Source organism: Microbacterium sp. bgisy203 (assembly GCF_965345155.1).
Taxonomy (GTDB): Bacteria; Actinomycetota; Actinomycetes; order Actinomycetales; family Microbacteriaceae; genus Microbacterium.
This window is the reverse complement of record NZ_CBDRLZ010000005.1, coordinates 147,617-171,162: the sequence shown is the minus strand read 5'-3', so window position 1 is coordinate 171,162 and position 23,546 is coordinate 147,617. Positions and strand designations below refer to the sequence as shown.

Here is a 23,546-nt window from a genome sequence, read left to right as displayed (position 1 = left end):
TCAGCACGAAAAGGACCGAATGACCCAGAACACCGGCACCACCCGCGGCACCGACACCGCCGACACCACCCCCACTCCGACGACCGGCGACGACGCCGTCGCCTCGGCCACGCCTATCGACCCGGTCGAGCGGGTGCTCGCGCGCGCGCAATCGCACGCCGACGTGCACGTGTTCGGTGCGCAGCAGGGGATCGGCACAGCGCAGGGGATCGGCACAGCGCAGGCGCTCCAGGACGCCGCGACGGTCGCGTACGGCGACACCGACGGCGACCAGTGGGATCGCGAGGAGCGCGCGGCGCTCCGCCGCGTCCCGGGCCTGTCCACCGAGCTCGAGGACGTCACCGAGGTCGAGTACCGGCAGCTGCGCCTCGAGAACGTCGTCCTCGTCGGCGTGTACCCGCAGGGGTCCCAGGAGGATGCCGAGAACTCCCTCCGCGAGCTCGCCGCCCTCTCCGAGACCGCCGGCGCGGTCGTGCTCGACGGCGTCCTGCAACGGCGTCCGCACCCCGACCCCGCCACCTACATCGGCCGCGGCAAGGCCGCCGAGCTGCGCGACCTCGTCGCCGCCGTCGGCGCCGACACGGTCATCGCCGACACCGAGCTGGCGCCCAGCCAGCGGCGCGCCCTGGAAGACGTCGTCAAGGTCAAGGTGATCGACCGCACCACCGTCATCCTCGACATCTTCAGCCAGCACGCGAAGTCCCGCGAGGGCAAGGCGCAGGTCGAACTCGCCCAGCTCGAGTACCTCCTTCCGCGCCTGCGCGGCTGGGGTGACTCGATGAGCCGTCAGGCCGGTGGCCAGGTCGGCGCGGGCGGAGCGGGCATGGGATCGCGCGGCCCCGGTGAGACGAAGATCGAGCTCGATCGGCGCAGGATCCGCACCAAGATGGCGCAGCTGCGTCATCAGTTGCGCGACTTCGCGCCCGCGCGCGAGGCGAAGCGGGCCGAGCGCAAGCGCAACACGATCCCCGCCGTCGCGATCGCCGGGTACACGAACGCCGGCAAGTCGAGCCTGCTCAACCGCCTGACCCGCGCCGGTGTGCTCGTCGAGAACGCGCTGTTCGCGACCCTCGACACCTCGGTGCGGCGCACAGAGACGGCTGACGGCCGCGTCTACACGCTCACCGACACGGTCGGGTTCGTCCGGAACCTCCCGCACCAGCTGGTCGAGGCGTTCCGCTCGACGCTCGAAGAGGTCGGCGAGGCCGACGTCATCGTGCACGTCGTCGACGGGTCGCATCCCGACCCCGCCGCGCAGCTGCAGACCGTGCGCGACGTGATCGGCGACGTCGGCGCGCGAGACCTGCCCGAGATCGTCGTGTTCAACAAGGCCGACCTCGTCGACGACGACATGCGCCTCGTGCTGCGCGGCCTCGCGCCGCAGGCGCTGTTCGTCTCGTCCCGCACCGGTGAGGGCATTGACGAGCTCCGCGAGCGGATCGAGGAGACCCTGCCGCTTCCGGCCGTCGAGGTGCACGCCGTCGTCCCGTACGACCGGGGCGAGCTCGTCTCGGCGGTGCACGAGCACGGCATCATCCTCAGCGAGGACCACGGCCCCGACGGCACGATCCTGCACGCGCACGTCCCCGCGATCCTCGGCGGGCGTCTGGCTCCGTTCGCGATCTGACGCGGCGCGCAGGTGCGGGCCGAGCGCCTCGGCGCCGGTGCTTCGGAGTCGCGGTTCTTCGGAGATCCTGCGTTCCTCGGAGGGTCGCGGTTCTTCGGAGATTCTGCGTTCTTCGGAGATCCTGCGTTTTTCGGAGATCCGGGGGCGAATCGGTCCGAAGTACGCGTGATCTCCGAAGGTGGGCGGGGCGATGCGCGGCGTCAGTCGAGGGCGATCGGCGGGATGCCGGGGGTGTCGAAGCCGAACACCGCGCCCAGGAACGCGAGCTCCGACTCGAGCGAGTGGACGATCGTCTCGCGGCGTCGGAAGCCGTGGCCCTCGCCTTCGTAGAGAACGTAGGCGTGCGGCACGCCGCGCGCGGCGAGGGCGTCGCGGATCGCCTCCGACTGGGCGGGCGGGACGACGGCATCCTCCGACCCCTGCAGCAGGAGCGTCGGGGTGCGGAACTCGTTCGCGCGCCCGAGCGGCGAACGCTCCCGGTACAGCGCCTCTGCCTCGGGGAGCGGGCCGATGAGCCCGTCGAGGTAGCGCGCCTCGAAGTCGTGGGTGTCTTCGGCGAGGGCGCGTGCATCGCCGACGCCGTACCGCGAGATGCCCACCGAGAAGACATCGGTGCCGACGAGCGCGCCGAGCACCGTCCAGCCGCCCGCCGATCCGCCCTCGATCGCGATGCGTGCGGGGTCGGCCAGGCCCGCGTCGATGAGCCCGCGCGCCGCGGCGGCTACGTCGTCGACGTCGACGATTCCCCACTGGCCGCGCAGCCGCTCGCGGTACGCGCGCCCGTATCCCGTCGACCCGCCGTAGTTGACGTCGAGCACGCCGATGCCGCGGCTGGTGAAGAATGCGGTCTTCGCGTCGGCGACGCCGCCGGCGTGCGCGGTCGGCCCGCCGTGGACGAACACGACGTACGGCGGGAGGGCGCCCTCTGCCGCGGCCGCGTCCGGATTCGTCGGAGGGAAGTCGAAGGCGTGCACCTCGCCGTGCGGCCCGGCGAAGGTGACCGGGCGCCCCACCGGCATCCACTCGGCATCCCCGGAACTCCCCGCGACCTGCGTGACCGCGCCGTCCGCGCCCACGAGCCAGATCCCGGTGCTGCCGACGCCCGCGCCCGAGACGAGGATGCCGTCGCCTGCGGCATCCTCGATCGACAGTCGCGCCGTCGCGGGCAGATCGACGATCGTCTCGGTGCCGTCGGCGTCGATCAGCACCAGCTCGTCCGCGCCGTGCGTACGGATCGCCGCGATGCGGCCGTCGGGGAGCAGCGCGTACCAGCGCGAGCCGAGAGCCCACAGCGGGCCGCCGGTGTCGGCGTCCGCTTCGGCGAGGGGCGACGGCTCGCCGAAGCCGTCGGGCCCTGAGACGCGGTGCCAGATGTTCCAGCGCCCCGTCGGCTCGTCGAGGTAGACGATCTCGTCGTCGCCACGCCATTCCGGCTGGAGAGCCGCGGTCGTGCCGTCGGTCATCGACGCCCACGAGGTGACGCGATCGTCTGTGAGGCGGCCGACGCGCACCTCGGTGCGGTCCCACGGCATGTGCGGGTGGTTCCACGCGACCCAGGCCAGGCGCGAGCCGTCGGGAGAGAGAGCGGGCTGGGCGACGAAGTCGCTTCCGGCGACGAGCTGCAAGACGTGCGGCGAATCGTCGACGGTGATCCGCACGATGCCGCGTCGAACCGCGGCGCCGTCGCCGTGCCACTCCCGGACGGCGAGCAGCGCGCCGTGCGAGAAGCGGAGCCCTCCGTAGCGGGTGGCGGGGTCCTCCGGGGTGAGCGGGCGAGGCTCGGCTCCGGGCGTGAGGAGCCACACGCGCTGGTCGCTCTTCTCGACGAATGCCAGTGCTCCGGCACCCGTCGCCGCCCACGCGCCGCCGCCGTACTCGTGCACGCTCGAGCGTGCGTTCCAGGGCGCGGGCAGGACGGTCTCCGTGTCGCCTGCGGCGGTGCGGCGACGGACGGTGGTGCGCCCTCCCTCGGCGGGGAGGGACTCGCCCCACCACACCTCGTCGCCGACGAACGCGGCGCCCTCGAAGCGCGGTGAGGCGGCGGATGCCCATTCGGCCGACAGCGGTGAGGGCCAGGAGCCGGGGGTGGAGACGGTGACCATGCCCTCACGGTACCCGTTGCCACGCACGCGGCGGCGGGTCGTGCGGGTCTCAGACGGCGCGGAGAACGGCGACGACCTTGCCGAGCACCGTGGCGTTGTCGCCGACGATCGGCTCGAACGCGGAGTTGCGCGGCAGCAGCCACGTGTGGCCGTCGCGCTGGCGGAACGTCTTGACGGTCGCCTCGCCGTCGAGCATCGCCGCGACGATGTCGCCGTTGTTCGCGGTCGACTGGGTGCGCACGACGACCCAGTCGCCGTCGCAGATCGCGGCGTCGATCATCGACTCGCCGCTCACCTTCAGCATGAACAGGTCGCCCTTGCCGACGAGCTGGCGGGGGAGCGGGAAGATCTCCTCCACCTGCTGATCGGCGGTGATGGGCACGCCCGCCGCGATGCGGCCCACGAGCGGCACGAGCGCGGCATCGCCGACGCTCGGCGCCTCGTCGGCGGGGTTCTCGGTCGCCGCGCCCGGCAGATCGATGAGGACCTCCATCGCGCGCGTCTTGCCCGCATCGCGCCGGAGGTAGCCGCTCAGTTCGAGCTGATTGAGCTGGTGGGTCACACTCGACAGCGACTTGAGCCCGACGGCGTCGCCGATCTCGCGCATGCTCGGCGGGTAGCCGTAGCGCGCGATCGACCGCTGGATCACCTCGAGGATCGCCAGCTGCTTCTCGCTCAGGCTCTTACGCCGACGCGTCTGCGGCTTCTCCATGGATCCTTCTCCTTCACTTCCCGTTCGTATGGCACTTGTGTGTCGTCCGCCTCGGTGCTCGTCTTCGAATGTCCGAGGTTGGTGATGGGGTCCTGTTGTCGAAACCGTATCCGGTTCCGACGGTCGGGGCCGGGAAGCGATCGCGTGTCGCGTTCGATCCGATTCCGACCGATTCATCGGTTGACAAGAACACTGTATCGAAGATAGCTTCGGAATGGAAGTTCGCTCCTGATCTCCCCGGCCGGAGATCGCGAGCGAAGATTCCGACATCCGACGCTCCAGATCCGAGTCCCACCTCGAGGAGGACCCCATGAGCACGATCGAGATCCACCCCCGCACGGCTTTCGACCCGCTGGCCACGACCCAGCCGCACCCCACCACGCGCGCGCACCCCACCACGCGCCCGCACCCCACCACGCGCCTGCGCCTCACGGTGCGTGGCCGCCGTGTCATCGCTGCAATCGCCGCCCTTCCCGCGGTCATCGCCGTGACGATCGCGATCCTGTCCGGTGGCGGAGCGCTCGCCTCCGGCGAACAGGGAGCTGCGGCGGGGACGTTCCAGTACGTCACCGTCATGCCCGGCGACACCCTGTGGTCGATCGCCGAAGAGGTCGCGCCCGCCGCCGACACGCGCGACGTCGTGGATGACATCGCTCGTCTCAACGCCCTGTCCTCCGGAGAACTCGCCGCCGGTCAGAGCCTCGCGATCCCCACCGAATACGCCGAAGCGCGCTGATCTCGACGCTCGGCGGGTGTCAGCGCGATCCTGTTCGCCGTCCCCGCACCGCTGAGCGCCCCTACGATGGATGCCGTGAGTGCCAGTCTCGACGACCTCCCTCTTCGCTCCGACCTGCGCGGCCAGATGCCCTACGGCGCACCGCAGGCTCCGCTTCCGGTCGCTCTCAACGTCAACGAGAACACGCACCCGGTGCCCGAAGAGGTCGCCGACGACATCCTCGACTCCGTCGCCCACGCCTTGCGCGAGGTCAACCGCTACCCCGACCGCGAGTTCACCGCGCTGCGCGAGGGTTTCGCGGACTATCTGGGTCACGGCCTCACCGCCGACCATATCTGGGCGGGCAACGGCTCGAACGAGGTTCTGCAACACCTGCTCCAGGCCTTCGGCGGGCCGGGGCGCACGGCGTTCGGTTTCGCGCCGACCTACTCGATGTACCCGTTGCTGACACGGGGCACCGGGGCCGAGTACGTCTCCGGGACGCGCGGGGTCGACTACACGCTCTCCGCGGAGTCCGCCGCCGAGCAGATCGCGGATGCCGCGCCCGACGTCACCTTCCTCTGCGCGCCGAACAACCCCACGGGCACACCCCTCGGCGTCGACGTCATCGAGGCGGTCTACGACGCGACCGACGGCATCGTCATCGTCGACGAGGCGTACCAGGAGTTCGCGCCGCGCGACTCGCGGTCGGCGCTCACGCTCCTTCCCGGCCGCGAGCGGCTCGTCGTCTCCCGCACCATGAGCAAGGCGTTCGCCTTCGCCGGCGCTCGCGTCGGCTACCTCGCCGCCGACCCCGCGCTCATCGACGCGCTGCGCCTCGTACGCCTGCCCTATCACCTGAGCGCCCTCACCCAGGCGGCCGCCACGGCGGCACTCCGGCACGCCCCCGAGATGCTCGCGATGGTCGACGAGATCGTCGGGCAGCGCGACCGCATCTCCGCGACGCTCGACGCGCTCGGCTACCACCCCTACGAGAGCTGGACGAACTTCGTCCTCTTCTCCGACGTCGACGACCCTGCTGCGACGTGGCAGGCGCTCTACGAGCAGGGCGTGCTCATCCGCGACATCGGGCTCCCGCGGAGCCTCCGGGTCACGGCCGGCACCGAGGCGGAATCGACCGCGTTCCTCGACGCTCTGGCGTCGCTCGGCCCCGGCGGCGCGCACGGCGTCACGGAGGAACGCGGCTGATCCGCCCTCGCTAGACTCGGCACCATGAGCACCCCCGCGCCCCGCACGGCCGAGATCCGTCGCGCGACGAGCGAGTCGACCGTCGAGCTCTCCCTCGACCTCGACGGCACCGGACAGAGCACGATCGACACGACCGTGCCGTTCTTCGACCACCTGCTGACCGCGTTCGCGAAGCACTCGCTCACCGACCTCACCGTGCGCGCGTCGGGCGACACCGACATCGACGCGCACCACACCGTCGAAGACGTCTCCATCGTCCTCGGCCAGGCGATCCGACAGGCGCTCGGCGACAAGTCGGGTATCTCGCGCTACGGCGACGCCCTCGTCCCGCTCGACGAAGCGCTCGCGCAGGCCGTCGTCGACATCAGCGGGCGGCCCTATCTCGTGCACACCGGAGAACCCGCCGGGTTCGAGTACCACCTCATCGGCGGCCACTTCACGGGTTCGCTCGTCCGACACACGTTCGAGGCGATCGCGTTCAACGCGGGGCTCACCGTCCACGTGACCGTCCTCGCGGGTCGCGACCCGCACCACATCGCCGAAGCGGAGTACAAGGCGTTCGCGCGCGCGTTCCGTCAGGCGAAGGCGCTCGACCCGCAGGTGCGCGGCATCCCCAGCACGAAGGGCGCCCTGTGACCGACGCCGGGGCGCCACGCGGCGGGGAGGTCGACGAAGGCCGACCCCTCGTCGCCGTCCTCGACTACGGCTCCGGCAACGTCCACTCCGCGGTCAAGGCCCTCGCCGCCGCCGGCGCCGACGCCCGGCTCACCTCCGACCGCGGCCTCATCACCGAGGCGGCGGGGCTCGTCGTGCCGGGGGTCGGGGCCTTCAGCGCCGTGATGTCGGCGCTCCAAGCGAGCCGCGGTGACGAGCTCATCGGGCGACGGCTCGCAGGAGGTCGTCCCGTGCTCGGCATCTGCGTCGGCATGCAGGTGCTGTTCGAGCACGGCGTCGAGCGCGGCGTCGAGACCGACGGCCTCGGCGAATGGCCGGGCGCGGTCACCGAACTCGATGCGCCCGTGCTGCCGCACATGGGCTGGAACACCGTGCGCGTCGGCGAGGGATCGGTCCTCTTCGACGGCATCGCGGACGAGCGCTTCTACTTCGTCCACTCGTACGGCGCGCAGCACTGGACGCTCGACGCGATGCCGCAGTTCCGCGCGCCGAGCGTGACGTGGTGCGACTACGGCACGCCGTTCATCGCCGCCGTCGAGAACGGTCCGCTGTCGGCGACGCAGTTCCACCCCGAGAAGAGCGGGGCGGCAGGCATCCGACTCCTCCGCAACTGGGTCTCCTCCCTCCCCGGCTCCGCGTGACCGCGTCGCCCGGGTAGTCTCTCTGTTTGTGCCCCGCCCGCTCGGGCCTGCGCGCACCCACCACCCCTTTCTGGAGCCATGAACGATTTCGCGTCGACCCCTGAACTGATCCTCCTGCCGGCCGTGGACGTCGCCGACGGCAAGGCCGTGCGTCTCACGCAGGGCGAGGCCGGCTCTGAGACGAGCTATGGCGACCCGGTCGACGCGGCGCTCGCCTGGGCGCATCAGGGCGCGCAGTGGGTCCACCTCGTCGACCTCGACGCCGCCTTCGGTCGCGGCACCAACACGGGTGTCATCCGCAAGGTGATCAAGCAGCTCAAGGGCGTGCAGGTCGAGCTCTCGGGCGGCATTCGCGACGACGCGACGCTCGAGGCGGCGCTCGAATCGGGCGCGTCGCGCATCAACCTCGGCACCGCCGCGCTCGAGAACCCCGAGTGGGCGGCGGATGTGATCAGCCGCTACGGCGAGGCGATCGCCGTCGGACTCGACGTCCGCGGCACGACCCTCGCCGCGCGCGGGTGGACCCGCGAGGGCGGTGACCTGTGGCAGGTGCTCGATCGCCTCGAGGACGCCGGCTGCAGCCGCTACGTCGTCACCGACGTCACGAAGGACGGCACCCTCAAGGGCCCGAATCTCGAGCTTCTGCGCGACGTGACTTCGCGCACCACCCGTCCTGTCGTGGCATCGGGCGGCATCTCGAGCCTCGACGACATCGCGGCGCTGCGCGAGCTCGTGCCGCTGGGCGTCGAAGGCGCGATCGTCGGCAAGGCCCTGTACGCGGGGGCGTTCACCCTCGCCGAGGCGCTGGATGTCGCCGCAGGCTGACCATCCCGCCGACTCCGCCGGCGTCCCCTGGGAGGGGCGGAGCTTCGAGCCGAACCCGCACGCCGGTGACGACGGGTCGGCCGACCCCGCCCTGCTCGCGGCGCTGACGGCCTTCCGCGCAGGGAGCGGGGATGCCGCGGCGATCGTCGACGCCTATCGTTCCGCACGCCTGCTGATCCCGCTGGTGGCCGAGGCGGGCGACGTCGGCGTCGCCCCGTCGGGGCTCGCCGTCGACAAGACGCAGGAACTGTCGATCGTCACCGTCGCCGCACCCGACGGACGCCGCGTCCTGCCGGTGTTCACGTCGGTGCAGGCGCTCGCCGCATGGGACCCGAAGGCGCGGCCCGTCCCCGCAGACGGAGTGCGAACGGCGCTGTCGGCCGCCGCCGACGACACCGACCTGATCGTCGTGGATCCGGCATCCGTCACGGAGTTCGTCCTTCGCCGCCCTGCCGTCTGGGCGATCGGCCAGGGACTTCCGTGGGAGCCGGCCTGGCGCTCACCCGAGGTCTACGCGGGGCTGCAGGAGTCGATCGGCGGAGAGCTCGGGGTCCTCGACCTCGCGGTCACCGACGGCGACCCATCGGGGCGGCTCCGCGGGCCGGAGCTCATCGTGCGCCTCCACCTCGTCGACGGACTCGATCAGGTCGAGCTCGACGCGATCCTGCAGCGCCTCGCCGCGCGCTGGGCGGCCGACGACCGCATCGCGGTGCTCGTCGACTCACTGACGGTCAAGCTTCTGCGCGGCTGATCCGTCCCGCGCGTCGCGTCGCCGGCCAGGTGACCGGGAACTCAGGTGACCGGGGACTCAGGTGACCGGGGACTCAGGTGACCGGGCCGGTCCACTTCTCGCCGGGTCCCTTGCCGATCGGATCGGGGATGACGGATGCTTCGCGGAACGCGAGCTGCACCGAGCGCAGCCCGTCGCGGAGCGACCGAGCGTGCATGTCGCTGATCTCGGGGGCGCCGGCGGTGATGAGGCCGGCGAGGGCGTTGATGAGCTTCCGCGCCTCGTCGAGGTCGGTCTGGGTCTCCGGGTCGTCGGCGAGGCCGACCTTGACGGCCGCGGCGCTCATCAGGTGGACGGCCGCCGTCGTGATGACCTCGACGGCCGGCACGTCAGCGATGTCGCGGCTGGCGGCGGCCGCCGCGCGCTCCTGCTCCTCCCAGCGGGCGAGGCGTTCGGCCTCCTGAGCATGGGCCGCGGGGTCGTGCGTGGCATCGTCGCGGGGGGCGGGGGAGGAGGAGGTCGTGTCCACGGGGGGCTTTCTGCTAGACTGGGCGCGCACCGGAGTGTTCTGCTCCGGATCGAAAGTGGATCACATCCCACCCGCGCTTGCCGCTCCAGGCTACCGGGTCCCGCACTCCGCCCCGGCATCGGGGTAGCCACGACCTGGGTTCAGGGCATGGGTCAGGGTGCAGAACTTCCCGCAGCGAACCGAGCTGCGCGGGGTGGATGAGAGGCGCTTCCGCCCGCGGCACACCCGTGCCCGGGGCATCCACCCGTACGACAGAGGAGTTCCGCATCAGCGATCCCCGCACCAACGACCGCATCCGCGTCCCCGAGGTCCGCCTCGTCGGGCCGAACGGTGAGCAGGTCGGCGTCGTCCGCATCGAGGCCGCTCTGCGCCTCGCGCAGGAAGCAGACCTCGACCTGGTCGAAGTCGCCCCCAACTCGAAGCCGCCCGTGGTCAAGATCATGGACTACGGGAAGTTCAAGTACGAAGCGGCGCAGAAGGCCAAGGAAGCACGACGCAACCAGGCCAACACGGTCCTCAAGGAAGTCCGCTTCCGCCTGAAGATCGAGGCGCACGACTACACGACCAAGCTCAAGCGCGCCGAAGGCTTCCTGCAGGCGGGCGACAAGGTCAAGGCCATGATCCTCTTCCGCGGTCGCGAGCAGTCCCGCCCCGAGCAGGGCGTGCGCCTGCTCAAGAAGTTCGCGGAGGATGTCGCCGAGTTCGGCACCGTGGAGTCCAACCCCACGATCGACGGCCGCAACATGGTCATGGTGATCGCACCGCACAAGAACAAGTCCGAGGTCAAGACCGAGCAGAACGCCCAGCGCGCTGCGAACAAGGAGGCGGCGCGCCAGGCGCGAACCGGCTCCGGTGAGACCGAGACCGCCCCTGCCGCCGAGGCCGTCGCCGAGTAAGCGGCGCCCCGGCCCCACAGACTCCCGCCGCGCGGGAACCACAACGAAGGATAGAGACATGCCGAAGCAGAAGACCCACTCGGGCGCCAAGAAGCGCTTCAAGGTCACCGGAAGCGGGAAGATCAAGAAGCAGCAGGCGAACCTCCGCCACAACTTCGAGGGCAAGCCCACCAAGCGCACCCGTCGCCTGTCGGCCGACAAGATCCTCGCCCCGGGTGACGCCAAGGTCGCCAAGAAGCTCCTCGGCATCTGACGCCGTCGCACGTTAGGAAAGACAAGAAATGGCTAGAGTCAAGCGGGCCGTCAACGCCCAGAAGAAGCGTCGCGTCATCCTCGAGCGCGCCTCCGGTTACCGGGGTCAGCGTTCGCGCCTGTACCGCAAGGCGAAGGAGCAGGTCACCCACTCACTCGTCTACGCGTACCGCGACCGTCGCAAGCGCAAGGGCGACTTCCGCCGCCTGTGGATCCAGCGCATCAACGCCGCGAGCCGCCAGAACGGCCTCACGTACAACCGGTTCATCCAGGGACTCGGCCTCGCGGGCGTGCAGGTCGACCGTCGCATGCTCGCCGAGCTCGCCGTGAACGAGCCGAAGACGTTCGCGTCGCTCGTTCAGACCGCGAAGGCGGCTCTTCCCGCCGACGTGAACGCGCCCAAGGCGTAAGTACCACGCAGCACCTCGAAGGGGCGTCCTCCACTCGGAGGGCGCCCCTTCGTCGTGAGTCGTGCTCCGCTCCCGCCCGTGCCCCCGTCTGGGCTCGCGAATCACCCGTGCCTTCCCGAATCACCGCCGAAATCACGCGAATCAGGCGGTGATTCGCGAATCAGGCGGTGATTCGCGAGAGAGAGGCGGGGCGAGGGGATGCCTCCGCTCGGCGCGGCACCCGCGCCTCCGCTCGGCGCGGCGCCCACGCCTCCCGACGAGCGGCCCTCTCGTCCCTAGGATGGGACCGTGCTCGAGAACCCCCGCTCCCCGCGCGTGCGCGCCGTCGCCAAGCTGACCAAGCGCTCGGCCCGTCAGGAGACCGGCCTGTTCCTCTTGGAGGGTCCGCAGGCCGCGCGCGAGGCGCTGGCCTACCGTCCCGACACCCTCGTCGAGATCTTCGCGACGCCGACCGCGATGGAGCGGCACCCCGGCATCCGCGACGCCGCCCGCGAGGCGGGCCTCGACGTCGAATACACGACCGAGGCCGTCCTCGACGCGATGGCCGACACCGTCACCCCGCAGGGCATCGTCGCCGTCGCCCGCCAATCGCCGACGGCACTCAAGGACGTGTTCGCGGCATCCCCCCGCCTCATCGCCATCTGCGAGGAGGTGCGCGACCCCGGCAACCTCGGCACGATCATCCGTGCCGCCGATGCGGCAGGTGCGGATGCCGTCATCCTCACCGGTCGGACGGTCGACCCTTACAACCCCAAGGTCGTCCGCGCCACGACGGGGTCGCTCTTCCACGTGCCGGTCGCCGTCGGCGCGGAGCTCGGCACGACCGTCGCGCGGGCCCACGAAGCGGGCCTGCGGGTCATCGCCGCCGACGTCGGGGGAGACGACTTCCTCGCGCGGCGCAGCCTGCTCGCCGAGCCGACCGCCTGGCTCTTCGGAAACGAGGCCCGCGGCCTCGACGAGGACGCCCTAGGCCACGCAGACCTGTCTCTGCGCCTGCCCATCTACGGGCGGGCCGAGTCGCTCAACCTCGCCACCGCGGCGAGCGTCTGCCTGTACGAGACGGCCTTCGCGCAGCGCGCGACCGCCTGAGCGGTCGATTGTTCCACCCGGGTTACGACTCGGTCAAGATCCTGTGCAGAAGTTGAGAGAGCGCCGGGTGCTCCGCCTAGGCTGACCCCATGGCGACACCCGATCCGGCTCCGCGTACCTCGAACATCTCGGTTCGCCGCGGCGATCCTCTCGTCGTGATCGACGGCGTGGAGAAGTACTACGGCGACTTCCATGCGCTCAAAGACATCGACCTCACCGTCAACCGCGGCGAGGTCGTCGTCGTCATCGGGCCGTCGGGATCGGGCAAGTCGACCCTCTGCCGCACGATCAACCGCCTCGAGACCATCTCGGAGGGCACGATCACGATCGACGGCAAGGAGCTCCCCAAGGAAGGCAAGGCGCTCGCCAACCTCCGCGCCGATGTCGGCATGGTCTTCCAGTCGTTCAACCTCTTCTCCCACCTCACGATCCTCGAGAACGTGACCCTCGGGCCCATCAAGGTGAAGAAGATGAAGAAGGCGGATGCCGAGCGCGAGGCGAAGACCCTCCTCGAGCGCGTCGGTGTGGCGCAGCAGGCGTCCAAACTCCCCGCCCAGCTCTCGGGCGGTCAGCAGCAGCGCGTCGCGATCGCCCGAGCGCTCGCGATGAAGCCCAAGGTCATGCTCTTCGACGAGCCGACGAGCGCTCTGGACCCCGAGATGATCAACGAGGTGCTCGACGTCATGGTGGGGCTCGCTCAGGACGGCATGACGATGATCGTCGTGACGCACGAGATGGGCTTCGCGCGTAAGGCCGCCGACCGCGTCGTGTTCATGGCCGACGGCCGCATCGTTGAGGAGAGCACCCCCGACGAGTTCTTCACGAATCCGCAGAGCGACCGCGCGAAGGACTTCCTCTCGAAGCTCATCACGCACTGACCGCTCCCGCACACGTCCGCGTCCTGCACCGTCGCGGCATCACAGAGAAACACACGAAACCTGGAGGATCACATGCGTAAGACCCGGATCGCCGGCGCCTTCGCCGGCATTGCCATCGCCGCCCTCGCCCTCACCGCGTGCAACAGCGGCACGCCGGGCGCCGAGACCTCGCCCTCGGGCGACGCGAGCGAGGCACCCGCGGGCAACCCGTGGACCGTCGCGACCGACGTCTCCATCGACGGCAGCCCCACCTTCGACCGGATCAAGAGCGCCGGCAAGGTCAAGATCGGGGTCAAGGAGGACCAGCCCGGTCTCGGCTACCTCGACCCGACGACGAACACGCGTACCGGCTTCGACGTCGACGTCGCCCGCTGGATCGCCGCATCGCTCGGCTACGACGAGGAAGACATCGAGTTCACGGCCATCCCGTCGGCGAACCGCGAGCAGGCGATCGTGAACGGCGACATCGACTACTACGTCGGCACCTACTCGATCACCGACAAGCGCAAGGAGCTGATCTCCTTCGCCGGCCCGTACTTCGTCACCGGCCAGGGCCTGCTCGTCGCGGCGGACAACGACACCATCACCGGTAAGGACTCGCTCACCGCCGAGGACATCGTGTGCTCGGCGACGGGATCGACCTCGATTCAGCGGATCAAGGACGAAACGCCGGCGGAGACGAAGGAGTACGACACGTACTCCGCGTGCGTCGAAGACCTGAAGAACGGACAGGTCGACGCCGTCACGACCGACGAGGCGATCCTCATCGGCTACGCCGCGCAGTCGCCCGACGAGCTGAAGGTCGTCGGCGACGTCTTCAGCGAGGAGCGCTACGGCGTCGGCATCGCGAAGGGTGACACCGCCCTGCAGGAGTTCATCAACACGATGTTCACCGACGGCGGCGACATCTGGCAGGCCATCTTCGACAAGAACCTCGGCGCCTCCGGCGTGAAGGCCACGCAGCCGGACGTCGACCCGGTCGGCTGATCCTGCAGACGGCCCTCGGGCCGTCACGGTGACCCGGGCGGCGGTATCCCCGCCGCCCGGGTTCCCTGTCCACCACCCCTTCTTCCTGCGAGGAGACCCAGCCGATGGGCGTCATCACCGATCACCTCGATCTCTGGCGTGAGGCGATCACGGGCACGCTGATCCTCTTCTTCGGCGGCGGCCTCATCGCGCTCGTCCTGGGCCTCATCGTCGGTGCGATGCGCGTGTCTCCGATTCCGATCGCCCGCGCCGTCGGTGCCGTCTATGTCAACTGGGTCCGCAACACCCCGCTGACCCTCGTGATGTTCTTCTTCGCGTTCTGCGTGCCGATCCTGCTGCGCGAGCGCATCGACCCGATCGTGCTCCCGACCATCGCGCTCGGCGTCTACACGGCGACCTATGTCGCCGAGACGCTCCGTTCGGGCATCAACACGGTGCCGATCGGGCAAGCCGAGGCCGCTCGAGCGCTCGGCCTCACGTTCTGGCAGGTCATGACGCTCGTGGTCCTGCCGCAGGCGACGCGATCGGTCATCCCGCCGATGATGAGCGTGTTCATCGCCCTGCTGAAGAACACGACCGTCGCGGCCGGATTCTCGGTCCTCAATCTCGGATCCATCCGTTCGTGGCTCAGTGAGCAGGGCGAGAACCAACTGGTCGTGCTCCTGTGGGTCATGGTCATCTTCGTCGTCCTGGTGCTGCTGCTCGCGTGGGTTCAACGCATTCTCGAGAACAAGTGGAGGGTCGCGCGATGAGCTCCGTCATGTACGACGTCCCCGGTCCCCGGGCCATCGTCCGCAACCGCATCATCGGTGTCATCACCGTCCTCCTGCTGCTCGCCGGTATCGCCTGGGTGATCTGGCGCTTCGCCGAGACCGGGCAGTTCACCGCGAAGAAGTGGGAGCTGTTCACCTACAGCTCGATCTGGGGCCTCTTCCTCGAGGCCACGCTCAACACGCTCGCCGCCTTCGCCGCGGCGGCGGTCGGCGCGCTGATCCTCGGATTCGTCCTCGCAATCGGTCGCCTCTCCGACCACGCTTTCATCCGTGTTCCCGTCGGCTGGATCGTCGAGGTGCTGCGCGCGGTTCCGGTGCTCATCTTCATGATGCTGCTGTACTACGGCCTGCCGGTCATCGGCATCCGGATGACCCCCTATTGGGCGGTGGTCATCGCTCTCATCGCCTACAACGGCTCCGTGCTCGCCGAAGTCATCCGCGCCGGCGTCGAGTCGCTGCCGCGCGGCCAGAAAGAGGCCGGGTACGCGATCGGCCTCCGGAAGTCGGGCGTCATGCGTCTCGTCCTGCTTCCGCAGGCGATCCGTGCGATGATGCCGGTCATCGTCGCCCAGCTCGTCGTCACGCTGAAGGACACGGCGCTCGGCTTCATCATCACGTACCAGGAGCTGCTGTACCTCGTGAAGCTCCTCGGTTCCAACGCGGTCTACGGTTCGCCGCTCATTCCCGCGGCGATGGTCGGGGGATCGATCTACGTCGTCCTCTGTCTCGCGCTCTCGTACGTCGCGTACCTCTTCCAGAAGCGGCTTGTCCGCCAGGAGAAGGCGCTGCGTCCGGTGGATGCCATGCACCACCCGGTCGGCGACGTCACGGACACCCAGCTCATCGGTCTGCAGGCTGCGACCGACCGGGCGACGGGCGCCGAGGGCGGCGGCTTCGCACGGCTGCCGCGCCGCGACGACTCCTGACCGCGCGGCTCCTGCCCGCCGGTCCTGATCTGAGGAGGACGACGGGCACGCCCGCGCCCCGCCGGTAGACTCGCTTCTTGTGTCCGACGCACCTCTCATCACGCAAGAAGCGGTGGATGCCGCTGTCGACGGCGCCCTCGCGGCGATCGACGCGGCCTCGTCCACGGCGGAGCTCAAGGCGGCCCGCGCGGCCCACAGCGGTGAGGCATCCGCCCTCGCCCAGCTGAACGCGCAGCTGCGGAACGTCCCGAACGACCAGAAGGCGGCGCTCGGCAAGCTCGTCGGTCAGGCGCGCGGCCGCGTGAACCAGGCGTTCACGACGCGCGAGGCGGCCCTCGTCGAAGCGGAGAGCTTCGCACGGCTCGAGGCCGAGCGGGTCGACATCACGGCGATCGCGCCGCGCGTGCGCGCGGGCGCACGGCATCCCATCTCGCTCCTGCAGGAGGAGATCGCCGACCTGTTCGTCGGCATGGGCTGGGAGATCGCGGAGGGACCCGAGCTCGAGCACGAGTGGTTCAACTTCGACGCGCTCAACTTCGACGTCGACCACCCGGCGCGCCAGATGCAGGACACGTTCTTCGTCGATCCCGTCGCGCGTCACCTCGTGATGCGGACGCACACGAGCCCCGTGCAGGTGCGGTCGATGCTCGAGCGCGGCGCTGCGCTGACCGAGGAGGGACGAGGGATCTACGTCCTGTGCCCGGGCCGCGTCTACCGCACCGACGAGTTCGACGCGACGCACCTGCCCGCCTTCACCCAGTTCGAGGGCCTCGTGATCGACAAGGGCATCACGATGGCGAACCTCAAGGGCACGCTCGACCACGCGGCGAAGGTGCTCTTCGGCGCCGAGGCGAAGACCCGCTTCCGCACGAACTTCTTCCCCTTCACCGAACCCTCCGCCGAGCTCGACCTGTGGCACCCGACCTTCAAGGGCGGGGCGCGCTGGATCGAGTGGGGCGGCTGCGGCATGGTGAACCCCAACGTCCTGCGCGCCACGGGCATCGACCCCGAGGTCTACTCCGGGTTCGCGTTCGGCATGGGCATCGAGCGGACCCTGATGTTCCGCTCGGAGGTGCAGGATATGCGCGACATGGCCGAGGGTGATGTCCGCTTCAGTGAGCAGTTCGGAATGGTGGTCTGATGCGCGTCCCTCTGTCGTGGCTGCGTGAGTACGTCGACGTCCCCGCGGATGCCGGGGTGGACGACGTCTTCGCGGCGCTCGTCTCGGTCGGCTTCGAAGAGGAGGAGGCGATCTCCTTCGAGGTGACCGGGCCCGTCGTCGTCGGGCAGGTGCTCTCCTTCGAGGCCGAGCCGCAGAAGAACGGCAAGACGATCCGCTGGTGCCAGGTCGACGTCGGCGAGGCGGAGCCGCGCGGCATCGTCTGCGGCGCGTCGAACTTCTTCGAGGGCGACAAGGTCGTCGTCGCGCTCCCGGGCGCGGTCCTCCCGGGCCCCTTCCCGATCTCGGCGCGGAAGACCTACGGGCACGTCTCCGACGGCATGATCGCCTCGGCGCGCGAGCTGGGTCTCGGCGACGAGCACTCCGGCATCCTGCGCCTGTCGGAGCTCGGCCTCGACCCGGGACCGGGCACCGACGCGATCGCGCTCCTCGGCCTCGACGACGTCGCGGTCGACGTGAACGTGACGCCCGACCGCGGCTACGCGCTGTCGATCCGCGGCATCGCGCGCGAGTACGCCCACGCGACGGGGGCCGCCTTCCGCGACCCGGCCGAGCATCTGTGGGACGACGTGCAGCCCGGCTCCGGCTTCGCGATCGCGGTCGACGACCAGAACCCCCTGCGCGGACGCGTCGGGGCGAGCGAGTTCGTCGCGCGGGTGGTGCGGGACGTCGACCCGTCGCGCCCGACCCCGGCATGGATGATCGCGCGGCTGACGCTCGCCGGCATCCGCTCGCTCGGCATCCTGATCGACATCACGAACTACGTCATGCTCGAGCTCGGAAACCCGATCCACGGGTACGACCTCGACCGGCTGCAGGGCGGCATCACGGTGCGCCGCGCCGCCGAGGGCGAGAAGATTACGACCCTCGACGGCAAGGAGCGGACGCTCTCTGCCGAAGACCTCCTCATCACCGACGAGTCCGGCCCCATCGGCCTCGCCGGCGTCATGGGCGGCGGCACAACGGAGATGACGGATGCCACGCGCAACGTGCTCATCGAGGCCGCGAACTTCGACACCGTGTCGATCGCGCGCACCGCCCGCCGGCACAAGCTGCCCTCCGAGGCGTCGCGCCGATTCGAGCGCGGCGTCGATCCGCTCATCCCGTTCGTCGCCGCGCGCCGGGTCGCGGACCTCATGGTGGAGCTCGCCGGAGGCACCCTCGACACCGAGTTCGGCGGCGCGCTCTACGGCGAGGTGTTCCTCGCATCGGTCGAGCTGCCGCGCGCCTTCGTGCCGCAGCTCATCGGCGTCGACTACACGGATGCCGAGATCACGGACGCCCTCGAGATGATCGGCTGCGAGGTGTCGGACCTCTCCGGCGATGTCAGCGGCGGGGGTGAGGGCTGGGAGGTCATCCCGCCGTCCTGGCGCCCCGACCTGACCGACAAGTGGACGCTCGCCGAAGAGGTCGCCCGCATCCACGGGCTCGATCGCATCCCCTCGATCCTGCCGACGCCGCCCTCCGGTCGCGGTCTCACGCCGCTGCAGAAGGGCCGCCGCCGCGTCGCGAACGCGCTCGCCGCGGCGGGCTACGTCGAGACGCCGTCGTTCCCGTTCGCGACCGCCGACGCTAACGACCTGCACGGGTCGGCGTCGGGCGAGCAGGCGCCGAGCATCCGGCTCGCGAACCCGCTCGACGGGCAGGCGCCGTACCTCCGCCGCTCGCTCGTGCCGGGCCTGCTGCAGGTCGCGCACCGGAACCTCTCGCGCGGCTTCACCGATCTCGCGCTCTTCGAGACCGGCCTCGTCTTCACCCCCGAGCCCGGCGTCGAGTACGGCACCGCCGAGGTGCCGCCCCTCGCCGTCCGCCCGGACGACGAGACCCTCGCCGCGCTGAACGCCGCGATCCCGCCGCAGCCCCGCCGCGTCGCGGTGCTCCTCACCGGATCGGTCACGGCGCGTCAGCCCGGGCATCCGCCCGTGCTCGCCGACCTCTCCGATGCGCTCGCGGCCGTCCAGACGATCGCGAGCGCCGCCGGCGTCCGCATCGACGTCGCCCAGGGCCAGCGCGCCGCGCTCCACCCGGGGCGCACAGGCGTGCTGACGGTGGGAGGCGTCGAGGTCGGCTACGTCGGCGAGGTGCTGCCGCAGGTGTCGGCGGACGCCGATCTGACCGGTCGCGTGTACGTCGCCGAGCTCGAACTCGACGGCATCCTCTCGCTTGCGGGCGAGCCCGACGTCGCCGCCTCGCTGTCGGGATACCCGGCCGCGACGCAGGACGTCTCGCTCGTCGTCGGCGAGGACGTCGTCGCCGGTGATGTCGCCGCAGCGCTCACCGACGGTGCGGGGGAGTTGCTGGAGTCGCTCCGCCTCGTCGACGACTATCGCGGCCAGGGTCTCGAGCCGGGCACCAAGAGCCTGACGTTCGCGCTGCGCTTCCGGGCACCCGACCGCACGCTCACGGCCGCCGAGGCGACCGAGGCGAAGCTTGCGGGCGTGGCCGTGGCGTCGGAGCGGTACGCCGCGACGATCCGCGAGTAGCGCCGGGAGCGCGGCCCGCCGGCCGCTGGCCGGGAGAATCGTCGGCGCGAATCGTCGCTTCCGCGCGGGATGACGACGATGTGAGCCGACAATTCCCCGCGTGAGCGCGATGTGCGCCGACGATCGGGCGCTCGGGCGCGAGGGCGCGATCTGCGCGACGATTGCCCACGCCGGGCGCGAGGGGATGCCTCAGCGCGAGCCCCAGTTCCACGCCGGGACGTCCATGAAGCCCTGACCGGCGACCTCGGTGCCGCCGGAGCCTCGGCGCAGCTCCACCCGCGCGGGGTCGGGGAGCGCCTCGACCAGGCCCGCCGCGTGCGAGACGACGAGCACCTGGGTGCGTGCGGCGGCGCGTTCGATGAGGCGGGCGAGGGGGCCGAGGAGCGACTCGTGCAGGCTCGCCTCCGGCTCGTTGAGGACGAGGAGGGGCCCCGGCCTCGCCGGCAGGAGCGCGGCGCACAGCAGCAGGTAGCGCAGGGTTCCGTCGGAGAGCTCTCCGGCATCCAGCGGGCGCAGGAGACCGCGCTGCCGCAGGGTCAGCCGGAAGACGCCGTCCTGAGCGGCCACGGTCGCCTGTGAACCGGGGAACGCCTCATGCACCGCCCGGTCGAGATCGGCGCCGAAGCCCGCGTCGACGATCGTCGCCCACGTCGCGGCCAGGCTCGCGCCGTCGTGCGACAGGGTCGGCGTCCGGGTGCCGACCTGCGGCCGGCGCGCGGGAGAGTCCTGATCGACCCGGAAGTGGTCGTAGAAGCGCCACCCGCCCATCATGCGACGCAGGGCCAGGAGTTCGGGTCCGGTGTCGCCGTCGGCGAGGTCGGTGATGATGCTCTCGTACGAGGCGAGTTGCTGATCGAGGGTGACCCACCCGGCGTCGCGGACGCGAGTTCGCTGGCGCAGTCGATCGATCAATAGGGTCGCCGGTTTCGCCACCGCGCCGGCGAACACCTGCTCCCGCTTGATCTCCGGGTCGCGGGAGAACAGCCCCGGTGAGGCGGAATCGGTCTGCGGGATGCCGAGATCGATCAGGTAGCCGAGTTCGTCCGACGAGAATCCCAGCTGCACGGCAATCGGCTTCTTCCGGATCGTGCCCTGGTCGCCGCCGTTCTCCGGCCCCGCCCACAGCACCGACGGCAGACCGCCCTCGCGGGCCAGCGCCCCCACGGCGCGCCCGTTGGCGGTCTGCGCCAGAAGGCGCAGCGCGCGGTACAGGTTCGATTTGCCCGATCCGTTGGGACCGGTGATGACGGTGAGGGGGCCGAGGGGGACGATCACGTCACGTAGCGACCGGTACCCCGCGACGGCGAGTGTGCGCAGCATGGGTTCAGCCTGGCATCCGCCGCGGACATCGCCGGGGCGACCCGGCCCTGTTCCGGCGGCGGGGCGCTCGGTAGGCTCGCGAAGGATGACCGAGACACCGCTTCCGCCCGCCGTCGCCCCTCCCGTTTCCACGCACGCGCAGGCGCTCCCGCCCGCCCTTGCCCTGACGGGCCTCGTCAAGCGATTCGGCGACACGCTCGCCGTCGCCGGCGTCGACCTGCTGGTGCCGCCCGGGTCGTTTTACGGCCTCGTCGGCCCCAACGGCGCCGGCAAGACGACGACGCTCTCGATGGCGACGGGGCTCCTGCGACCGGATGCCGGGACGGCGTGGGTGCACGGAGTGGACGTCTGGGCCGACCCGCCGCGCGCCAAGGCGATGATCGGGAATCTCGCCGACGGGGTGCGCCTGTTCGACCGGCTGACCGGCGAGCAGCTCCTCACGTACACGGCGATGATGTTCTCGGTGCCGCGCGAGGAGATCCCGACGCGCGTCGCCGATCTCCTCGACGTCATGGACCTGCGGGGTGCCGCGGGCGTCATCGTCGCGGACTACTCGGCGGGGATGACGAAGAAGATCGCCCTGGCGTGTGCTCTCGTCAACGCGCCGCGTCTGCTCGTCCTCGACGAGCCGTTCGAGTCCGTCGACCCGGTGTCGGCGGCCAACATCGAGGACGTCCTCCGTTCGTACACGGCATCCGGAGGCACCGTCATCGTCTCGAGCCACTCCATGGACCTCGTCCAGCGCATGTGCGACCACGTCGCGATCATCGCCGCGGGCCGCGTGCTCGCCGCCGGCACGGTCGACCAGGTGCGGGGTGCGCAGTCGCTGCAGGAGCGGTTCGTCGAACTCGTCGGCGGCCGGCACACCTCGGAGGGGCCGTCGTGGTTGCGACAGTCCTGAGGCTCCGGTACCGCATCCTCGGCAACACCCTCGCGCGGAGCCCGTGGCAGCTCGTCGGATTCTGCTTCGGCATCGTCTGGGCGCTGTCGATCCTGGGGCTCGTCGTCTCCGCGATGGTCGGCGCGGGCGCGCTCGCCGACCTCACCACGGTCCGCACGGTCGCGATCCTCGGCGGGTCCGCGCTGCTGGTCGGCTGGCTCGTCGGTCCGCTGCTCGTTGCCGGCACGGACGCCACGGTGGATGCCGTGAAGCTCGCGACCTTCCCCCTGACTCGGCGCCAGGTGATGCAGATCCTCACGATGGTGGGACTCACCGGCATCCCCGGCATCGCGACATCGGTCGCCGCGCTCGCCTCCGTCGCCCTGTGGGTGCGCTGGCCGGTCGCGGCCGTCGCCGCGGTGCCGTGCGCGGCGCTCGCCGTCGTGACGTGTGTGCTCGCCTCGCGCCTCGGCACCGCGCTGTCGGCGGGGCTCGGGGGGAACCGGCGTGGGCGTGAGATCGTCGGCACGGTGGTCCTCCTCCTCGTCGTGTTCGCGGGGCCTCTGCTGAGCGGCATCCTCGCCGTCGTGTCGGGGGCAGGGGATCTCGGCGGGCAGCTGCACCTCGCAGGAAGCGTGCTCGGGTGGACGCCGATCGGAGCGGCCTGGGCCGTGCCCGGCGACCTCGCGGCGGGAGCGTGGCTGACCGGCGCGGCGAAGTTCGTGATCGCTCTCGCGACGCCCGCGCTGCTCTGGCTCGCGTGGGGACGCGTGCTCGATCGCGCCGCGTCCTCGCCGCCGCGACGAACGGCGCGTACCGTGCGGGCCGGATCGTTGGGGCTGTTCGGGGTCATGCCGACGGGCGGCGTCGGCGCCACGTGGGCGCGGTCGCTGACGGGGTGGCTTCGCGACCCCCGCTACCTGCGGCAGCTCATCATCGCGCCGGTGTTCCCCCTGATCTTCGCGTTCACCGGTGGTGTGGACGGGTTCATGTTCATGGCCTCCGCGCTGTTCGCCGCGTTCGTCCTGTGCTTCGTCGGTTACACCGACATCTCCTACGACGGCACGGCGTTCGCCTCCGTCCTCGCGAGCCCCATCCGCGGGTGGGAGGACCGATGGGGGAGGGTGCTGGGGGCCGCGGGCGTCGGCATCCCGCTCGTCGTCGCCATCGCCGTCGTGACCCTCGCGATCGCGGGCCGCCTCGGGCTGCTGCCGGCGGTGCTCGGCGCGTCGCTCGGGCTGCTGCTCGTCGGGTACGGGGTGACGGCGGTCTCGTCGGCGCTCATCGTGACCCCCGTCGCCGCTCCCGGCGACAGCCCGTTCAAGACGGTGCCCGGGCAGACGTTCGTGAGCGGCCTGCTCGTCTTCGTCGTGATCGGGGTCAGCGCGGTCCTCGCCGCGCCCGCTCTCGTCGTCGCGGCGATCTCGCTGACCACGGGCGACGCGGCCCTCGCCTGGGTCGCGCTCGCCGTCGGCATCCTGACGGGCGTCGCGGTGGTCGTCGCTGGCGTGCTGCTGGGCGGGCGCACCCTCGAGCGGACCGGGCCGGACCTCCTCGTCCGGATCAAGGCGTTCCCCATGGGGTGAGCGGTCGCGGGGTCGCGTCGCGGCCGCAGGTTCCTGCACCGCGCACGGTGACTCCGTCGTAGGACTGGTGGGGCTGGTGTTATCTGGTGGGGCGTGGGAGTTCACTCCCGCACCACCGGGC

General features: G+C 70.7%; 23 protein-coding genes. 19 read left to right on the top strand and 4 right to left on the bottom strand.

Translation table 11 applies throughout. From position 1 onward, the window contains the following. Window positions 1-19 precede the first annotated feature (19 nt). Window positions 20-1,627: a GTPase HflX gene (hflX, locus tag ACRVYW_RS09935; RefSeq protein WP_431804150.1), complete on the top strand. Its 1,608-nt coding sequence runs from the start codon at window positions 20-22 to the stop codon at window positions 1,625-1,627. Between the two features lie 200 nt (window positions 1,628-1,827). On the opposite strand, the gene ACRVYW_RS09930 is transcribed toward hflX, so the two are convergent. Together ACRVYW_RS09930 and lexA are read right to left on the bottom strand one after the other, a co-directional pair. After that, window positions 1,828-3,729 (bottom strand): S9 family peptidase, encoded by a 1,902-nt coding sequence (locus tag ACRVYW_RS09930; RefSeq protein WP_431804148.1) that lies wholly within the window; start codon window positions 3,727-3,729, stop codon window positions 1,828-1,830. 49 nt (window positions 3,730-3,778) lie between these two features. Continuing rightward, on the bottom strand, window positions 3,779-4,441 hold the full coding sequence (gene lexA / locus ACRVYW_RS09925; RefSeq protein WP_431804146.1) for a transcriptional repressor LexA: 663 nt from the start codon (window positions 4,439-4,441) through the stop codon (window positions 3,779-3,781). Between the two features lie 310 nt (window positions 4,442-4,751). On the opposite strand from lexA, the gene ACRVYW_RS09920 reads away from it, so the two are divergent. The 6 genes from ACRVYW_RS09920 to ACRVYW_RS09895 all read left to right on the top strand — a co-directional run bounded on the left by ACRVYW_RS09920 (window position 4,752) and on the right by ACRVYW_RS09895 (window position 9,257). Further along, a complete protein-coding gene (locus tag ACRVYW_RS09920; RefSeq protein ID WP_431804145.1) occupies window positions 4,752-5,177 on the top strand; it encodes a LysM peptidoglycan-binding domain-containing protein in 426 nt (141 codons plus the stop codon). 66 nt (window positions 5,178-5,243) lie between these two features. Next, entirely contained in the window at window positions 5,244-6,365 is a 1,122-nt protein-coding gene (locus ACRVYW_RS09915) for a histidinol-phosphate transaminase (RefSeq protein WP_431804143.1), read from the top strand. 24 nt (window positions 6,366-6,389) lie between these two features. Then, window positions 6,390-7,001, top strand: coding sequence for an imidazoleglycerol-phosphate dehydratase HisB (gene hisB / locus ACRVYW_RS09910; protein WP_431804141.1), 612 nt, complete (start codon window positions 6,390-6,392; stop codon window positions 6,999-7,001). Then, the gene (gene hisH / locus ACRVYW_RS09905; protein ID WP_431804139.1) at window positions 6,998-7,681 is read left to right on the top strand and encodes an imidazole glycerol phosphate synthase subunit HisH; all 684 of its coding nucleotides are present in this window, start codon (window positions 6,998-7,000) and stop codon (window positions 7,679-7,681) included. The genes hisB and hisH overlap by 4 nt, the downstream gene beginning before the upstream one ends. Window positions 7,682-7,759: 78 nt before the next feature. Then, window positions 7,760-8,506 carry a bifunctional 1-(5-phosphoribosyl)-5-((5-phosphoribosylamino)methylideneamino)imidazole-4-carboxamide isomerase/phosphoribosylanthranilate isomerase PriA gene (priA, locus tag ACRVYW_RS09900; protein ID WP_431804137.1) on the top strand — a complete coding sequence of 249 codons (747 nt, stop codon included), beginning with the start codon at window positions 7,760-7,762 and terminating at the stop codon, window positions 8,504-8,506. Then, the gene (locus ACRVYW_RS09895) at window positions 8,490-9,257 is read left to right on the top strand and encodes an SseB family protein (protein WP_431804135.1); all 768 of its coding nucleotides are present in this window, start codon (window positions 8,490-8,492) and stop codon (window positions 9,255-9,257) included. The genes priA and ACRVYW_RS09895 overlap by 17 nt, the downstream gene beginning before the upstream one ends. A gap of 73 nt (window positions 9,258-9,330) precedes the next feature. On the opposite strand, the gene ACRVYW_RS09890 is transcribed toward ACRVYW_RS09895, so the two are convergent. Beyond that, a complete protein-coding gene (locus tag ACRVYW_RS09890) occupies window positions 9,331-9,765 on the bottom strand; it encodes a DUF1844 domain-containing protein (RefSeq protein ID WP_431804133.1) in 435 nt (144 codons plus the stop codon). 197 nt (window positions 9,766-9,962) lie between these two features. Here ACRVYW_RS09890 and infC point away from each other — a divergent pair, with 197 nt between their 5' ends. The 10 genes from infC (at window position 9,963) to pheT (ending at window position 19,639) form a co-directional block, all read left to right on the top strand. Then, the gene (gene infC / locus ACRVYW_RS09885) at window positions 9,963-10,661 is read left to right on the top strand and encodes a translation initiation factor IF-3 (protein WP_431804131.1); all 699 of its coding nucleotides are present in this window, start codon (window positions 9,963-9,965) and stop codon (window positions 10,659-10,661) included. Window positions 10,662-10,719: 58 nt separating this feature from the next. Continuing rightward, on the top strand, window positions 10,720-10,914 hold the full coding sequence (gene rpmI, locus ACRVYW_RS09880) for a 50S ribosomal protein L35 (protein WP_005048908.1): 195 nt from the start codon (window positions 10,720-10,722) through the stop codon (window positions 10,912-10,914). 28 nt (window positions 10,915-10,942) lie between these two features. Then, window positions 10,943-11,323: a 50S ribosomal protein L20 gene (rplT, locus tag ACRVYW_RS09875; protein ID WP_431804128.1), complete on the top strand. Its 381-nt coding sequence runs from the start codon at window positions 10,943-10,945 to the stop codon at window positions 11,321-11,323. A 288-nt stretch (window positions 11,324-11,611) separates the two neighbouring features. Next, window positions 11,612-12,412: a TrmH family RNA methyltransferase gene (locus tag ACRVYW_RS09870; protein ID WP_431804126.1), complete on the top strand. Its 801-nt coding sequence runs from the start codon at window positions 11,612-11,614 to the stop codon at window positions 12,410-12,412. An 89-nt stretch (window positions 12,413-12,501) separates the two neighbouring features. Next, window positions 12,502-13,290 (top strand): amino acid ABC transporter ATP-binding protein, encoded by a 789-nt coding sequence (locus ACRVYW_RS09865; RefSeq protein WP_431804124.1) that lies wholly within the window; start codon window positions 12,502-12,504, stop codon window positions 13,288-13,290. 72 nt (window positions 13,291-13,362) lie between these two features. Continuing rightward, entirely contained in the window at window positions 13,363-14,277 is a 915-nt protein-coding gene (locus ACRVYW_RS09860) for a glutamate ABC transporter substrate-binding protein (RefSeq protein ID WP_431804122.1), read from the top strand. A gap of 104 nt (window positions 14,278-14,381) precedes the next feature. Then, on the top strand, window positions 14,382-15,029 hold the full coding sequence (locus ACRVYW_RS09855) for an amino acid ABC transporter permease (RefSeq protein ID WP_431804120.1): 648 nt from the start codon (window positions 14,382-14,384) through the stop codon (window positions 15,027-15,029). Beyond that, on the top strand, window positions 15,026-15,976 hold the full coding sequence (locus ACRVYW_RS09850; protein ID WP_431804118.1) for an amino acid ABC transporter permease: 951 nt from the start codon (window positions 15,026-15,028) through the stop codon (window positions 15,974-15,976). The genes ACRVYW_RS09855 and ACRVYW_RS09850 overlap by 4 nt, the downstream gene beginning before the upstream one ends. Before the next feature lie 79 nt (window positions 15,977-16,055). Continuing rightward, window positions 16,056-17,117: a phenylalanine--tRNA ligase subunit alpha gene (gene pheS / locus ACRVYW_RS09845; protein WP_431804116.1), complete on the top strand. Its 1,062-nt coding sequence runs from the start codon at window positions 16,056-16,058 to the stop codon at window positions 17,115-17,117. Continuing rightward, the gene (pheT, locus tag ACRVYW_RS09840) at window positions 17,117-19,639 is read left to right on the top strand and encodes a phenylalanine--tRNA ligase subunit beta (protein ID WP_431804114.1); all 2,523 of its coding nucleotides are present in this window, start codon (window positions 17,117-17,119) and stop codon (window positions 19,637-19,639) included. Before pheS ends, pheT begins: the two co-directional genes overlap by 1 nt. 189 nt (window positions 19,640-19,828) lie before the next feature. On the opposite strand, the gene ACRVYW_RS09835 is transcribed toward pheT, so the two are convergent. Beyond that, complete coding sequence (locus ACRVYW_RS09835) at window positions 19,829-20,959, bottom strand: AAA family ATPase (protein WP_431804112.1); 1,131 nt, start codon at window positions 20,957-20,959, stop codon at window positions 19,829-19,831. Between the two features lie 85 nt (window positions 20,960-21,044). Between ACRVYW_RS09835 and ACRVYW_RS09830 the strand changes: the two genes are divergently transcribed. Beyond that, the gene (locus ACRVYW_RS09830; RefSeq protein WP_431804110.1) at window positions 21,045-21,860 is read left to right on the top strand and encodes an ABC transporter ATP-binding protein; all 816 of its coding nucleotides are present in this window, start codon (window positions 21,045-21,047) and stop codon (window positions 21,858-21,860) included. Then, window positions 21,842-23,425: a hypothetical protein gene (locus ACRVYW_RS09825; protein WP_431804109.1), complete on the top strand. Its 1,584-nt coding sequence runs from the start codon at window positions 21,842-21,844 to the stop codon at window positions 23,423-23,425. Before ACRVYW_RS09830 ends, ACRVYW_RS09825 begins: the two co-directional genes overlap by 19 nt. Window positions 23,426-23,546: the final 121 nt, after the last annotated feature.